Raw genomic sequence first — 15,836 nt, 5'->3', positions numbered from 1 at the left:
GAGTCACGATGGCAGAGTCTTCTCCCATCCCTGGCGAGGTACTTTGTGCGCCAGGAGAAATCGTCATCAACGAGGGTGCCGAGATCACCGACGTCGTGGTGACCAACGCCGGCGACCGCCCCGTTCAGGTGGGCAGCCACGTGCACTTTCCCCAATCGAACGCTGCCCTCGACTTCGACCGTCAGGCCGCACACGGGAAGCGCTTGAACATCCCGGCGGGCACGGCCGTTCGCTTCGAACCAGGCATCGAGGCCACCGTGGAGTTGGTGCCGATCGCCGGTACCCGTGAGGTGCACGGTATTTCGCTGAACCCACCCGGAAAGTTGGATTCGTAGATGGCATCGTTGAGCCGTGCGCGTTACGCCGATCTGTTCGGTCCCACCGTGGGGGACCGGATCCGTCTGGCAGACACCAACCTGCTGATCGAGGTCATCGAGGACAGGTCGGGCGGACCTGGTCTCGCGGGTGAGGAGGCGGTCTTCGGCGGTGGCAAGGTCATCCGCGAATCGATGGGCCAAGGCCGCGCAACCCGGGCCGACGGTTCTCCCGACACCATCATCACCGGTGTCGTGGTGCTCGATCACTGGGGAATCATCAAGGCTGACCTGGGTATTCGTGACGGCCGGATCGTGGCCCTCGGGAAGGCCGGCAACCCGGACACCATGGACGGGGTACATCCGGATCTTGTGATCGGCCCGTCCACCGAGATCATCGCGGGCAACGGCAAGATCGTCACGGCGGGCGGCATCGATTGCCATGTGCATTTCATCTGCCCGCAGATCATGGACGAGGCACTGGGAAACGGGATCACCACGCTCATCGGCGGGGGGACGGGTCCGGCGGAGGGCAGCAAGGCGACCACGGTCACGCCCGGTGCCTGGCACCTCGCCTCGATGCTGCAGGCCACCGACCACTGGCCGATGAACATCGCCCTGCTGGGTAAGGGCAACACGGTCAGCGCAGACTCGATGCGCGAGCAATTACGGGCCGGCGCTTCGGGATTCAAACTCCACGAGGACTGGGGCAGCACACCCGCAGCTATCGATGCGTGTCTGCGGATCGCCGATGAGTCGGGGGTGCAGGTGGCGTTGCACTCGGACACCCTGAACGAGGCCGGATTCGTCGAACAGACACTCGGAGCCATCGCCGGGCGTGGCATCCACGCGTACCACACCGAAGGCGCAGGCGGCGGGCATGCACCCGACATCATCACGGTTGCGGCGTACCCGAATGTGCTGCCGAGTTCCACCAACCCGACCCGGCCGCACACGGTGAACACGTTGGACGAACACCTCGACATGCTGATGGTGTGTCATCACCTCAATCCCAGTGTGCCCGAGGATCTTGCGTTCGCCGAGAGCCGCATCCGGCCGTCGACCATTGCCGCCGAAGACCTGCTGCACGACATGGGCGCGATCTCGATGATCGGCTCGGACTCGCAGGCGATGGGTCGCATCGGCGAAGTGGTACTGCGAACGTGGCAGACCGCGCATGTGATGAAGGAACGTCGCGGTGCCCTTCCCGGCGACGGGACCGCCGACAACACCCGCGCGCAACGGTACGTGGCGAAGTACACCATCTGTCCTGCGATCGCTCACGGTCTGGACGACGAGATCGGTTCGGTCGAGGTGGGCAAGCTCGCCGACCTCGTGCTGTGGGATCCGGCGTTCTTCGGTGTCCGCGCGCACGCCGTCATCAAGGGTGGGGCGATCGCGTGGGCGGCCATGGGCGACGCCAACGCGTCCATCCCGACCCCGCAGCCAGTGCTGCCCCGACCGATGTTCGGCGCGACGCCCAAGCTCGCCGCGGCGACGTCGCTGAGTTTTGTTGCGCCGCAAGCCATCGAGGACGGTCTGCCCGACCGTTTGGGACTCGATCGGCGCCTGGCGGTGGTGAAGGACGTCCGTCGGGTCGGCAAGGCGGACATGACGAACAATGACGCGCAGCCAGAGATCCGGGTGGACCCCGACACCTTCACGGTCACCATCGACGGCCAGGTCTGGGACCAGCAGCCGGCCGCATCACTGCCCATGGCCCAGCGGTACTTCCTGTTCTGATGACCGCGATCTCGACAGGGGAGGCAGCGCCACCGATGGGTGGGTCAGGTGCCACGAACCTCGCAATGTTGTTGACTCTGGCGGACTCTCGGCTCCCGGTGGGCGCTCATGTCCACTCTGCGGGACTGGAGGAGGCGATCACCTCCGGTGTGGTCCGAGACGTCCCGTCGCTGCGAGCGTTTCTCATCAGGCGGGTACGCACGACAGGTCTTGTCGCCGCATCGATCACGGCCGCAGTGGTCGACCACCGGCTCGAGGTGCCGGCTGCCGACGTACAGACCGACGCGCGAACACCGTCGGCCGCGGCTCGGTCGGCGTCCCGTTCGCAAGGCCGAGGCATGCTGCGCCTAGGGAAAAAGATCTGGCCGCACCATGATTGGACCGAGCACTCCGCCCGGCCGCATCTACCCGTCGTGACGGGTTCGGTGGCACGTGCCGCCGGCCTCGACGGGTACCAGAGCGCGCTGGTGCTCATCTACACGACCATGACCGGATCAGCCACTGCCGGCCAGCGGCTACTGGCGTTGGACCCTGGCGACGTCGCTCTGCTCGGGGTTCAGATGACCGAACTCTGCGAAGAGACCGCGGCGATCGCCTGTGCCGAGCTCGCCGACTATTCCGATCCGCTGCTCGATGTGTTCGCGCAGCGTCACGAGCTGCGCGCCATGCCACTGTTCGCGTCCTGACAACTCAGGGTCGACGTCGATACGGGCGTTACCACAACACGTTCCGCACAACCGAAGGAGAACACCATGCCCCCGCACCTCATCGACGGACAGCCGCACACGCATGATCACTCGCGGCCCAAGCGCGAACGAGTCGCCGGTGAAGCACTCCGCATCGGAATCGGTGGTCCCGTCGGCTCTGGTAAAACCGCCTTGGTGGCCGCTCTGTGCCGCCAGCTCCGTGATGAACTGTCGGTTGCCGTGCTGACAAACGACATCTACACCACCGAGGATGCCGACTTCCTGCGCCGCAACGCCGTCTTGCCGGATGAGCGCATCACCGCCGTCCAGACGGGCGGGTGCCCCCACACCGCCATCCGCGACGACATCACCGCAAACCTCGATGCCATCGACGACCTCGTGGAGGCCAATCCGCCGCTCGACCTGATCCTGGTGGAGTCGGGCGGGGACAACCTCACGGCGACGTTCTCGACGGGGTTGATCGATGCGCAGATCTTCGTGGTCGATGTGGCGGGCGGCGACAAGGTGCCGCGCAAGGGTGGTCCCGGCGTGACCTTCTCCGACCTGCTCGTGGTGAACAAGACGGACCTGGCACCGATGGTGGGCGCCGACCTTCACGTCATGCGAAGCGATGCGGAGAAGGTACGTGAGGGTCGTCCGACCGTGCTGATCTCTCTGACCGACGACCCAGCGGCGACCGACGTGCTCAGCTGGGTGCGTGACCAACTCGCGGCAGCGCGGACGCAACCGCTGAACACGGTGTGACGAGCCGGCACATCACATGCACACCGAGCTGTATCTCGAGGCGAACAAGGGGCGATCACCTCGAGTCCGGGCAAGCGGCGGTCTGGCGGTTCGTCAGACCGGCCGCGACGTCTTGCATCTGATCTCCAGCGCAGCGACGCCCCTTGGCGGCGACCGGATCGACATCCATGTCGATGTGAGATCCGGTGCTGCACTGACGCTGCGCAGTGTGGCTGCCGCCATCGCGCTGCCGGGCCGGATCGATACCGTCTCGGACATGTCCTGGCACATCACCGTTGCCGATGGGGCCACATTGATCGTCGATCCACAGCCCACGATCATCGCGGGCGACGCGGTGCATCACACGCGATGCACAGTGGAGATCGCGGGGTCGGGGGAGTTCCGGTTCTGTGAACGGGTGCAGGTTGGCCGCCGCGGCGAGGATGCCGGACGGTGGTCGGGTCGGATGAGCGTCGACATCGCCGGCACGGCTGCGTTGCGACATCAATTGCGCCTCGGTCGGCCCGACACCGACAGCCTCAGCTCACCGTCGGTACTCCTGAGTGAGTACCGCTACCCCGACAATCGGCCCGACACCGTGCATCCGACCGCGACAGCGGCGCGCCTGGGGCTGGTGGCCGGCGGCAGCATGACAACCATTCTGGCGAACACGCTGACCGCGGCGGACCGGACGGCAGCCGAACTGGTCGGCTGAGGTCAGATCAGCTGGCGGCAGGCTTGGACTGATCCGAGCTTCGCTCGGATGTGAACGACTTGGCGGGGTCGGACAGGACCGGCTTGTCGCCGGGGGTCTGGTCGCGGTCCGCGGGCACGGCGTCGCCCCCACCGTCCTTGAGTCTGTCGAGCTCGATCTGAGCCAACTGGTCCATGGCGTTGCGCGCCAGCACCTGCTGCTCGGTGATGGTGAGCTGCGAGCGACCTCGGGTGAGGAATGCGAACGACCAGTCGACGATGGTGGTGAGACGGTTCCTGAACCCGACGATGTAAACCAGGTGCAGCAGCAACCATCCGAGCCACGCGAAGAAGCCCTCGGTCTCGAAGTTCTTCTTCAGGCCAGGAACCGGGACCGACATGACGGCACTGAACTTGGAGATGGTGGCCATCGAGCCCTTGTCCCAGTACTTGAACGGCTCACGGTCTTCGGGTTTGCCACCCTTGAGCTCGGCCTTGATCGCGTCGGCAGCGTAGCGCCCACCCTGGATCGCACCCTGGGCCTGGCCCGGCACGTTCTCGACCGACATCATGTCGCCGACGACAAACACATTGGGGTGGCCGGGAATGGACAGATCGGGCTCCACCTTGACGCGTCCGGCGCGGTCGAGTTCCACTCCGCTCTGCTCGGCGAGTTGCTTGCCGAGCGGGCTGGCGGCCACACCTGCCGACCACACCTTGCACTGCGATTCGATGCGTCTGGTGCTGCCGTCCTTGTCCTTCACCACGAGGCCGTCGTAGTCGAGGTCGACAACCATCGCGTTGAGCTGGATCTCGACGCCCATCTCTTCGAGACGCTTTGCTGCCTTGGTGCCGAGATTCTTGCCCATCGGCGGAAGAACCGCAGGCGCCGCGTCGAGCAGGATGACGCGGGACTCGGTGGGATCGATGTTACGGAAGGTGCCCTTGAGGGTCTTGTCGCTCATTTCGGCGATCTGGCCTGCCAGTTCGACGCCGGTGGGACCGGCGCCGACCACCACGAAGGTGAGCAGTCGGGCCCGTTCTTCGTGGTCTTCGGACAACTCGGCCTGTTCGAACGCTCCGAGGATGCGACCACGCAACTCCAGCGCGTCGTCGATGGTCTTCATGCCGGGCGCGAACTGCGCGAAGTGGTCGTTGCCGAAGTAGGACTGATCGGCGCCCGCAGCGATGATCAGACTGTCGTAGGGGGTTTCGGTGATGCGCTCGAGAAGCCGTGACGTCACGATCTTCTTCTCGAGGTCGATGCCCTCCACGTTGCCCATCAAGACCTGGGCGTTGGCCTGCTTGCGCAGGATGACGCGGGTCGCGGGAGCGATCTCACCTTCGGAGATTATGCCGGTGGCCACCTGGTAGAGCATCGGCTGGAAGAGGTGATGCGTGGTCCGTGCGATCAAGGTGACATCGACGTCGGCTTTTCGCAGGCGCTGGGTCGCGAACAGCCCCCCGAAGCCGGAACCGATGACCACTACCCGATGCCGGGTCGAACCTACAGTCTCGTCGCTCATGACCATCTCCTGTCGGTTGGCGGTGTGCGGCGGGATCTCAGGGCTGGTCAAAACCCGCTCATTGGCTAACGGTAGTCAATGAGCTCGCGTTGGTCGCGGCAAGGGCCGGATTCGCCCGAAGGTGTGCAGGTGAGCGGTTCAGGCGATCATGCTCGATGCGATTCGGGCGGATTGTGCCCACGGGAAACTGCTTGATTCCCAATGTGTTTTGAGGATCTCGTACTCGACTTCACCGCGTTCGGAACCTGCGATCGAGGTGTCGGCGCAGTCGTGTAACCGGGCCAGGCGCAGACCCGACTTCTCCATCACGCGGCGCGAAGCAGCGTTGACTGCCATGGTGCCCGCGAAGATGCGGCTGATGCTCAGCTCGGTGAAAGACAGCTGGACCAGTGCCCGAGCTCCCTCGGTGGCCAATCCGCGTCCCCAGGCTCGGCGCCGCAGCCGGTAGCTCAGTTCGAACTCCGATTCCGACGAATGGCGGGGCGCCCGCAAACCGAACCAGCCGACGAACCCGCTTGTCTCTGCGTGGGGGTCGCCGACGGAACGCGCTGCGACGACGTCGAGCCGATCGAGTGCAACCCAGACGCCGGCACCGCCGCGGTGGCCCGCCTCGGCCAGCGCTCGCGGGATCACCCAGTCCTCGATGACCTCTCGAGGGGTGGCGGTCCCACCGGTGACATAACGCATCACCGCCGGGTCGCTGTCGAGTTCGACGAGGTGGTCGGTATCGGCAATCGACACCGGCCGCAAAACCAGGCGATCGGTCTCGATGATCAACTCTTCATTCCCCATTCCACTGACGTGATGTCGGCATCCTACGGTCTCGTGCGACGCAAGTGGTAGACCTCGCCGGAGAGTGTCGGAGCAGACCATTCAACCAGGGCATCGGTGCTGGTGAGACGTAAGATTCGGGCTTGCGACAGCTTGCGAGTGGGTGGCGATCGTCAAATCGCGGGTCTGCGGGGATCACCGCTGATGGCGGCGATCAGCCGACCTGCCCGGCCGTCAGGGTCGCCTAGCCATGTGGGTGAGTGCACGTGGGTGAAATCCGTTCGGCGAGTGCGTAAGTCGGGAGTCGACGTTGTCGGCAACGCGGCGATGGACCCGTCACCGGATCTCGGCGGCCCTGCCACTACGCTGGCACCGGTGAAAGACACCTCCTCCGGTTCAATCCCCACCGACCTGCACACGGTCGAGCTGCAGCTGCGTTGGGGTGACTTGGACACCAACCACCACGTGAACAACGTGCAGTTCGCGCGACTGTTCGAAGAAGCCCGGGTGCGCACTGTCACCCGCTGGTTCGCCACCCAGGGTCGCAGTACCGGCGCCTTCCATCTCGCCCGACAGGAGATCGAATTCGTGGCGCCGCTCTATTACGGCCCCGAGCCCGTGACGGCCAAGGTCTGGATCAGCCGCCTCGGCACATCGTCCTTCGACTTCGGCAGCGAATTGCGTGACGGGAAAGGCAACCTGGTGGGACTGTGCGAGACGACCGGGGTGATGATCGACCCCGAGACCGGCGGCACCAGACCTGTGCCCGACGCCGTACGCGACCTCCTCGAGGCAAAGATGGCAGACCCGGTTCCTTTCCGGCGCCGCGCCTGACCGCACAGTGACGATCGATGTCGGCGAGCGGTGATATACCGGCCTGACAACCGCGGACGAGGGGGCGTGCAGTGCTGAGACTTCATCGTGCCGAACGCACCAGCACTCTGGTCGCGGCGTTGGCCGGCATCCTGTCGGAGCCGCCCGGCGATCCGTTCGCCGGTGAGGTGGTCGCGGTCCCTGCGCAGGGTGTCGAGCGCTGGCTGACCCAGCAGTTGTCGTTGACCCTCGGAACGAGCCGGGATCCGGGTGGCGACCACCGTGGCGACGGAATTGCGGCGAACATCGCGTTTCCCTCGCCGGCGGCGCTGGTCGACGATGTTGTCGCCCAGGTCAGCGGTACCGCCGCTGCAGGCAGGCCCGACGACGATCCATGGGCGCCCGCGCGCATGCAGTGGACGCTGCTCGGGGTCATCGACGACGCAGTCGACGACCCCGCGTGCGCAATCCTCGCCCGGCATCTCGGGTATCGGAGTGCCGTCGGAACCACGTCACCAGCTCCCGGTTTCCGTGTCGGACGCCGGTTCGGGACAGCGGAGCACCTCACTCAACTGTTCCGCAGCTACGCCACACATCGTCCCCAGATGATCCTCGACTGGGTCGCCGGTTCGGACACTGACGGAGTGGACGATCAGCTCGACGAAGATGTGCTGTGGCAGCCGCATCTCTGGCGGATGTTGCGTGAGCGCATCGACGCACCCAGCCCGCCGGAACGTCTCGACGACGTCTGCACGGCACTGCGGCGACAGGCCTCGGCGGTCGACCTGCCTGAGCGTATCGCCCTCTTCGGGGCCACCCGCCTCACCACCCAGCAGCTGGCGATCCTGTCGGCACTCGGCGTCCACCGCGACGTGAACGTCTTTCTGCCGCATGCGAGTCCGGCTCTGTGGGAGAAGATGCCACGATTCGGCGGGCAGGCGCGCCGCAGCGACATCGACGCCCGGTTCATCGAGCACCCCCTGGTGGCGTCGCTCTCGCGAGAAGTGCGTGAACTCCAGGTCCGGCTGACCGACGTCGCGGACGAAGATCTCCACCACCGCGCTGACGACCCTGTCGACACGCACCTGCGGCGGCTGCAGCACGCGATGCGCACCGATTCGGTCCTGCCCGCCGTCGGGGCGGCCGACGGTAGCGTCGAGGTTCATTCGTGTCACGGGCCGGCCCGGCAGGTGGAGGTGCTCCGCGAACTGGTCTTGCACATGTTCCAGGAAGATTCGGACCTGGACCCGCGTGACGTCATCGTCATGTGCCCCGACGTGGAGACCTACGCCCCGTTGATCCGTGCGTCATTCGGGCAATCGATCAATGTGCACCCCGGTCATCAATTGCGTGTGCGACTCGCGGATCGGGCTCTGCGGCAGACCAATCCACTGCTCGGGGTCATGTCGGATCTGCTCGAGCTCGCAGGGGGGCGCGTCAAGGCCAGTGAAGTGCTGGGGCTGGCGGAGAGCGAACCGGTGCGCACCAGGTTCGATTTCAGCGACGACGACCTGGAACGACTGCGGCAGTGGACCGCCGAATCAGGCGCGCGCTGGGGTATCAACGACAACCAGCGCAAGCCGTTCGGGCTCGGCGGATTCGGGCAGAACACCTTCGGCGCAGGGCTGGACCGAATCCTGCTCGGGGTGGCGGCCGACGAAAGTGAACTCGGCTGGCTCGACACCGCACTGCCGCTCGACGACGTCGACAGCGCAGACGTCGGCCTCGCCGGCCGCTTCGCGGAGTTCATCAGTCGACTCGACGACTCACTTGCAACCCTCCGAGGCCCGCGACCGGCAGTCGAGTGGTCCCAAAACCTCTCAAGGGCAATGGATCTGCTCACGGCGGTGAAGTCGGCCGACACCTGGCAACGCAGTCAGGCGCACCGCGAGTTGGCTGCCGCGACCGAACACGGCGGCCAGGCCATCGTCCGGTTGGCCGACGTCCGCGCGATGCTCGCGCACCGTCTGGCCGGCCGACCTACCAGGGCAAACTTCCGTACCGGAGAGCTGACCGTCTGCACCATGGTGCCCATGCGGGCCGTGCCACACCGAGTGGTGATCCTGCTCGGGCTCGACGACGAGAGCTTCCCGCGGGTCGGGAGTGTCAACGGCGACGACATCATGGCCCGCAATCCCGCTGTGGGAGAACGAGACATCCGTAGCGAGGACCGTCAGCTGCTCCTCGACGCCACCATGTCGGCCATCGACCGCCTGGTCATACTGTTCACCGGAAACGATCCAGTCACCGGACTTCGTCGCCCGCCCGCCGTTCCGGTGGGGGAGTTGATCGACTCGGCCGACGCGATGCTGACCGAGGGGTCGACGGTGGTGCGTGCGCACCCGCTGCACGCGTTCGATCCCGTCAACTTCGATGCCGGTGCCCCGTTCAGCTTCGATGATTCTGCGCTGGCCGGTGCGCGCTCTGCCCAATCGATCCAGATCAGCGAGCCTGCGTTCCTGCCGGAACCATTGCCGGAGAAGCTCGGCGACGTCGAGTTGGCCGACCTCATCGCGTTCGTGGAACATCCGATGCGGGCGTTCTGCCGCCAGCGGCTGGGTATGTATCTGCCCGGCGACGACGAAGAGCTGAGCGATGTGTTCAGCGCGGACCTCGACGGACTCGACCGGTGGGCCATCGGCGACCGGATGCTGCAGTCCCGACTGGCAGGTGTCGAGGGGCCCGCGCTACGCGCCGCCGAACTGCGTCGGGGGTCACTTCCACCGTTCCGACTCGGTGGTCAGGTGTTCCAACGTATTGCCGGCGACGTCGAGTCCCTGGTGTCAGCGGCCGTTCCGCTGCACGAAAGTCCTTCGGAATCAAGGGATGTCACGGTGGAGCTCGGCGGTGGTCGACGTCTGACCGGTACGGTGCCCGCCGTACACGGAGGTGTTGTCGTGCGCACGATTTTCTCGCGTGTGGCTCCGAAACACCGGGTGGCGGCCTGGGTGGCGTTGCTGGCGCTGGCGGCGAGTGAGTCGGGTGATCGGTCGGCTGTGGTGCTGGGTCGGGGAAAGTACGGGGGCCGCCTTGCGCGATCGGACATCAAGAGTCCTCCCGATCCCGCGGCGACGCTCCGTGACCTGGTGGCGATGCGCGATGCCGGCCTGCGTGCGCCACTGCCGCTGCCGACCACTGCGGCCTGTGAGTATGCGACCCGTCGCAACCGGGGCGACGGCGTCGAACTTGCCATCGAGGCTGCCGAGGTGAGCTTCAAGAGTGACTTCGGGGGAGAGGGCCAAGACCTGTATGTGAAGTATCTGTACGGCAACGAGTTCGCGGCGATCCTGTCCGAGCCACCGGAACAGGATGCGGCGGTTCTCACCGAACCGTCCAGGTTCGGTGCCCTGGCGACCGGCCTGTGGGCTCCGCTGCTCGACGCCGAGACGGTGCGCTGAGATGACCCAGAGCAGTCTTTCTCCCGTCACCTTCGACATCACCGGACCACTGCCCGGCGGCACAACGGTATTGGAGGCCAGTGCCGGCACCGGCAAGACGTACGCGATCGTCGGTCTGGCCGCTCGGTACGTGGCATCCGGGGTGCCGTTGTCCGAACTACTCCTGGTCACCTTCAGCCGGTTCGCAACCGCTGAACTGCGAGAACGTACCCGGTTACGACTGGCCGATCTCGCACGGGCACTTGCCGATCCGCAATGTGCGGCGCAATCTGATGACCCTCTCGTGGCAATGCTCGCCCGCGGCAGCGGCGAGGAGGTGGGTGTTCGTCGCGAACGGTTGACCGCTGCGTTGTCGGACTTCGATGCGGCGACCATCGCGACCACGCACACATTCTGCAGCCGCATGCTGGACGGGCTGGGGCTTGCCGGCGACTTCGAGAACGACATCACTCTGGTGGAGGACGTTGGCGATCTGATCACCGAAGTCACCGACGACCTGTACCTGCGGCGCTTCAGCGGTGTCGACGCGGTGCCGTTCAGTCTTCGTGACGCCCATGCCTTCTCGCGGGCGGCGGTGTTCGGGCGACAGGCGCGGCTGGGGCCTGATGCTGAACCCGGGGCGGACGAGCACCTGCGGGTGGAGTTCGCCACGCAGGTACGCAAAGAGGTGGAAAGGCGTAAACGCCTCACCAATGTGCGTGACTACGACGACCTGCAGATGTTGCTGCGCGACACATTGGCCGACCCCGCACACGGGCCGGCGGCCTGCCGACGGATCCGTAGCCGATTTCGGGTGGTGCTCGTCGACGAGTTCCAGGACACCGATCCGGTCCAGTGGGAGATCTTTCGCCTCGCGTTCCACGGTCACACGACGTTGGTGCTCGTCGGCGACCCGAAGCAATCGATCTACGCATTCCGAGGCGCAGAGGTGTTCAGCTACCTCGATGCCGTACGCGCCGCAGACAACCATCAGGCTCTTCCAACGAACTGGCGAAGTGACGCCGGTCTGATCGAGGCGCTGGACCGGATCTACGCCGGAGCGGCTCTGGGCAGCCCGGACATCGTTGTGCACCAGGTGACCGCGAACAACAACGGATCTCGGCTTCCCGGTCTGGTCCCGCTGCGGTTGCGCCATCTGAACCGCAAGGGACACGGGCCGCTGAACAAATCGGGGTTCCCGGTACTGGACCGGCTGCGCCGGGCGGTGGCCGACGACGTCGCCGCGGACCTCACCGACCTGCTCAATTCCGCCACCAACTACGTCATCGGTGGGAAGGCGAGGCCGGTCGAGCCTGGCGACGTCGCAGTCCTGGTCCGAAATCACAAACATCTCAGCATGATTCAAGGCGCCCTGGACGCCGCGGGGATACCGTCGGTGCTGGCGGGAGGTACCAGTGTCTACAGCACCCAGGGAGCGCTCGACTGGCTGTGGTTGTTGCAGGCGATGGAGCAGCCGAGTCGTACGGCCCGAATCCGGTTGGCGGCGCTGACCCCGCTTCTGGGGTGGACTGCCACTGAACTCGATGCAGGCGGAGACGAGCTGACAGCGGACATCAGCGCGATGATCCGCGAGCTGGTGGCGGTCTATCAGGACGCCGGGTTCGCGGCGGTGTACGAGCATCTGTCCGGCCGCCGCGACATCGCGGGCCGTCTGCTGGGTATCACCGGCGGTGAACGCCGACTCACCGACCTCACCCACGTCGCCCAGTTGTGCAACCGCGCCGTGGTGGAGCAGGGGCTGGGTCTCACCGCACTCGTGCGCCGACTCGCCGAGTTGATCAAGGATCCGGTCGCCGGCAATCAGGGCGAGCAGAGCCGCCGTCTCGACAGCGACGCCGCGGCGGTCCAACTCCTGACCGTGCATCGCAGCAAGGGACTCGAATTTCCGATCGTCTACGTGCCCTACGGCTGGGACGCGGCGCGCCATCCGAACCCGGCAACTCTGTTGCTGCACAACGACGCAGGAGAGCGAATCCTTGACGTCGGAGGCAAGGACGCACCCGGGTACCGGGCCCGCCGGGACACCGCCGCTGCCGAGGAAGACGGGGAAGAGTTGCGATTGTTGTACGTCGCGCTCACACGCGCTGCCTCCGCCGTGGTGCTGTGGTGGGCGCCCGCGACAGCCACCCGCTCGTCGCCGCTTCACAGGCTGCTGTTCAGCCGCGACAAAACCAACCCCGAACCACGTCCGGTGGTACCCGACGATGCACGGGTGGCCGGCTTCTTCACCGAATGGGGTGAGGCGGCAGGCGACGTGGTCACCGTGCAGCCGGCAACGTTTGCCCCCATGGGCAGTCCCCGTTGGCAGCAACCGAAACCGTCCGCGGGCGACCTGGGGTCAGCGTCCTTCACCCGCGTCATAGACCGCACGTGGCGGCGCACCTCCTATTCGGCGCTGGTCGCGGGCACACATCAGCCGGGCGTGGCGAGCGAGCCCGAGGCCACAGACAAAACAGACGAGCAGACGGTGGAACCTCTTGCCGAGGCGACCACGGAAGGTCCTGCCGAACTCAAAGACGTGTCGCTGATGAACTCGTTGCCTTTCGGGGCGGCCTTCGGAACGCTTGTCCACGAGGTACTCGAGACCGTCGACACCGATGTCGCCGATCTGGCGGGCGAAGTGCGTCGCCGCTGTGTCGAGGCCGCGCTGGCGCGGATGGCGGAGGTCGACATCGATGTGCTCGCCGAAGCGCTGACCGCGGTGATGCACACACCTCTGGGTTCTGATCGCGAACTCACTCTCGCGCGCATTCCTTCGAAGGATCGCTTGTCGGAGCTGAGCTTTGAGTTCCCGCTCGGATCGCAGACCGATCCGACCCTGCGAGACATCAGCGACCTGATGGCGGAGCATCTGTCGCCCGATGATCTGCTCGCCGACTATCCCGCCCTGCTGCGCCGGGTGCCCGCACCGCCGCTGCGCGGATTCCTCGCCGGCAGCATCGACGCGGTTCTACGGGTTCCGGGCGACCGATTCGTGGTGGTGGACTACAAGACGAACCGCACCGCGCGCGGCGACCTCACCTGCCTGGACTACACACCGGAGTTGATGGCCCGGGAAATGATGCACTCGCACTATCCTCTGCAGGCGTTGCTGTATTCGGTTGCGTTGCACCGCTACCTTCGCTGGCGATTGCCGGGTTACGACCCGTCGGTGCATCTCGGCGGCGTTCAGTACCATTTCGTCCGCGCAATGATCGGGCCGCAGACGCCATCGGGCTGCGGCGTGTTCGATTGGCAGCCCTCCGCGGCCCTCATCGCTGCCGTGTCCGACCTGATCGCCGGAAGGACGGTGGCCGCGTGACCGCCGATGTCGACGCGCGGATCGTGCTGAACGCCGCTGCGCCACTGGTGCCCTTCAATCAGGCCGGCGTGCTCAGCGCCGCCGATGTCCATGTGGCTCAACGACTTGCTGCGCTGTCCAAGACCGACATCGAGCCGACGGTGTTGATCGCCACCGCGCTGGCAGTGCGCGCTGTCAGGTTGGGGTCGGTCTGTGTGGAGGTCAACCGGCTCTCCGAGATCGCCATCGACGACGAGGAGTCGGGGATCGATCCGGACACGTTGCCGTGGCCGGACCCGGCCGACGTCGTCAAAGCGCTCGAGTCGAGTCCTCTGCTGACAGGTCCGGCATCGGGACCGTTGAGGCCGCTCCATCTCGCACACACTCCCGAGGGCCCACTGCTCTACCTCCGTCGCTACTTCCAGCAGGAACAGCGGATCCGTGAGCTCCTCGACAACCGGGCCCGCACACATCCGGATCTCGACGCCGGGCGATTGTCGGAAGGGCTTCACCGGCATTTCCCCGACGCCGGTCCCGACCGACAGCGGATTGCTGCTGCCCTGGCGACAGCCGGGTGGACAACGGTCATCGCAGGGGGGCCGGGCACCGGTAAAACGCACACCGTTGCGCGGGTACTGGCCCTCATGTTCGACGAGTACGGGCCGGGTCTCCGCGTTGCTCTGGCTGCGCCGACGGGCCGGGCAGCGGCCCAACTCGAAGCATCGGTGCGCGCTCAGGCACCCGAACTCGGGCTCCCGGAGCATCTGACGGCAACCACCCTTCACCGGTTACTCGGATGGCGGCCGGGTAACCGCAGCAGATTCGCACACGACAGCACGAATCGACTGCCTCACGAGTTGGTGGTCGTCGATGAGACGTCGATGGTGTCGCTGACGATGATGTCGCGACTGCTCGATGCGTTGCGTCCCCAATCCAGGCTTGTGCTGGTGGGGGATCCCGATCAGCTTGCCTCGGTGGATGCCGGGGCTGTGCTCGCCGATCTGGTCGCGAGGCCCGTCACCGAGCAGACCAATCCGGTGCTGAGCAGTCTGGTCGCCGATGACCTCGAACCCGACGCCGACAACGTCGACGCGCTGTCGGTCGAGGAGCGAGAACAGTTGGGCGGAGGGGTGATCCGTCTCACGCGGGTGCGCCGGTTCGGGGAGAGAATCGAACAATTGGCGGCGGCTGTGCGCCGGGGCGATGCCGATGAGGTGATCGATCTCCTCGGTGCCGGACATGACGAGTTCGAACTCGTCGGGTTCGACGCTCTCGAATCGGTGCGGCGCGACGTCGTCGACTCCGCCACCGCAGTGCGGGTGGCCGCAGAGGCCGGGGATGCTGGGGCGGCCCTGGCCGGTCTGAGCTCGCACCGACTGCTCTGTGCTCATCGGGAAGGTACGTCGGGCGTCGAATACTGGTCGCGATTGGCGACCGAGTGGATCGACGCACCGGAGGAGGCCTTCGACACGGGCCGGTGGTTCGCCGGACAACCACTGCTGGTGACCGCAAACGACTACGACACAGGCATCTACAACGGGGACACCGGGGTGGTGGTGAACATCGACGGCAGGCCGATGGTGGCGTTCGCGCGCGGCCAGTCGATCAAGATGCTGCATCCGTCTCAGCTGGTATCGGCAACGTCGGTGTATGCCATGACAATTCACCGCAGCCAAGGGTCGCAGTACGAGTCCGTGTCCGTGGTGATCCCTCCGGAGCGGTCGTCGCTGCTGACACGCGAACTGCTCTATACGGCCATCACCCGGGCCAGTGCTCGCGTGCGGCTCGTCGGCACCGAAGAGGCCATCAGGGCCGGTGTGAATCGGAAAGTGCTGCGCGCAAGCGGCTTACGGACCAAGCTCGAGTGA

The 15,836-nt window shown here is 65.9% G+C and carries 11 protein-coding genes; 9 read left to right on the top strand and 2 right to left on the bottom strand.

Translation table 11 applies throughout. From position 1 onward, the window contains the following. Window positions 1-8: 8 nt before the first annotated feature. The 5 genes from KXR83_RS23135 (at window position 9) to KXR83_RS23115 (ending at window position 4,202) form a co-directional block, all read left to right on the top strand. Window positions 9-335, top strand: coding sequence for an urease subunit beta (locus KXR83_RS23135; RefSeq protein WP_437426863.1), 327 nt, complete (start codon window positions 9-11; stop codon window positions 333-335). Further along, window positions 336-2,057, top strand: a complete 1,722-nt coding sequence (locus tag KXR83_RS23130) for an urease subunit alpha (RefSeq protein WP_437426862.1) — start codon at window positions 336-338, stop codon at window positions 2,055-2,057. A 35-nt stretch (window positions 2,058-2,092) separates the two neighbouring features. Further along, the gene (locus KXR83_RS23125) at window positions 2,093-2,743 is read left to right on the top strand and encodes an urease accessory protein UreF (protein ID WP_437426928.1); all 651 of its coding nucleotides are present in this window, start codon (window positions 2,093-2,095) and stop codon (window positions 2,741-2,743) included. Between the two features lie 66 nt (window positions 2,744-2,809). Beyond that, entirely contained in the window at window positions 2,810-3,508 is a 699-nt protein-coding gene (gene ureG, locus KXR83_RS23120) for an urease accessory protein UreG (protein WP_023958086.1), read from the top strand. A 16-nt stretch (window positions 3,509-3,524) separates the two neighbouring features. Beyond that, window positions 3,525-4,202 (top strand): urease accessory protein UreD, encoded by a 678-nt coding sequence (locus tag KXR83_RS23115; RefSeq protein ID WP_437426861.1) that lies wholly within the window; start codon window positions 3,525-3,527, stop codon window positions 4,200-4,202. A gap of 7 nt (window positions 4,203-4,209) precedes the next feature. Here the strand turns inward: KXR83_RS23115 and KXR83_RS23110 are convergent, their stop codons facing one another. Together KXR83_RS23110 and KXR83_RS23105 are read right to left on the bottom strand one after the other, a co-directional pair. Further along, window positions 4,210-5,712 (bottom strand): NAD(P)/FAD-dependent oxidoreductase, encoded by a 1,503-nt coding sequence (locus KXR83_RS23110; protein WP_437426927.1) that lies wholly within the window; start codon window positions 5,710-5,712, stop codon window positions 4,210-4,212. Window positions 5,713-5,844: 132 nt separating this feature from the next. Then, complete coding sequence (locus KXR83_RS23105; protein ID WP_437426860.1) at window positions 5,845-6,498, bottom strand: GNAT family N-acetyltransferase; 654 nt, start codon at window positions 6,496-6,498, stop codon at window positions 5,845-5,847. A 249-nt stretch (window positions 6,499-6,747) separates the two neighbouring features. On the opposite strand from KXR83_RS23105, the gene KXR83_RS23100 reads away from it, so the two are divergent. The 4 genes from KXR83_RS23100 to recD all read left to right on the top strand — a co-directional run bounded on the left by KXR83_RS23100 (window position 6,748) and on the right by recD (window position 15,836). Then, the gene (locus tag KXR83_RS23100) at window positions 6,748-7,311 is read left to right on the top strand and encodes a thioesterase family protein (RefSeq protein WP_437426859.1); all 564 of its coding nucleotides are present in this window, start codon (window positions 6,748-6,750) and stop codon (window positions 7,309-7,311) included. 71 nt (window positions 7,312-7,382) lie between these two features. Next, window positions 7,383-10,688 carry an exodeoxyribonuclease V subunit gamma gene (gene recC, locus KXR83_RS23095; RefSeq protein ID WP_437426858.1) on the top strand — a complete coding sequence of 1,102 codons (3,306 nt, stop codon included), beginning with the start codon at window positions 7,383-7,385 and terminating at the stop codon, window positions 10,686-10,688. Between the two features lies 1 nt (window position 10,689). Continuing rightward, on the top strand, window positions 10,690-13,989 hold the full coding sequence (locus KXR83_RS23090) for a UvrD-helicase domain-containing protein (RefSeq protein ID WP_437426857.1): 3,300 nt from the start codon (window positions 10,690-10,692) through the stop codon (window positions 13,987-13,989). Continuing rightward, entirely contained in the window at window positions 13,986-15,836 is a 1,851-nt protein-coding gene (recD, locus tag KXR83_RS23085; protein ID WP_437426856.1) for an exodeoxyribonuclease V subunit alpha, read from the top strand. The genes KXR83_RS23090 and recD overlap by 4 nt, the downstream gene beginning before the upstream one ends.

Source organism: Williamsia muralis (assembly GCF_051487485.1).
Classification (GTDB): Bacteria; Actinomycetota; Actinomycetes; order Mycobacteriales; family Mycobacteriaceae; genus Williamsia; species Williamsia muralis_B.
The sequence above is the reverse complement of the archived record's forward strand: the minus strand, read 5'-3'. Positions and strand labels throughout refer to the sequence as shown.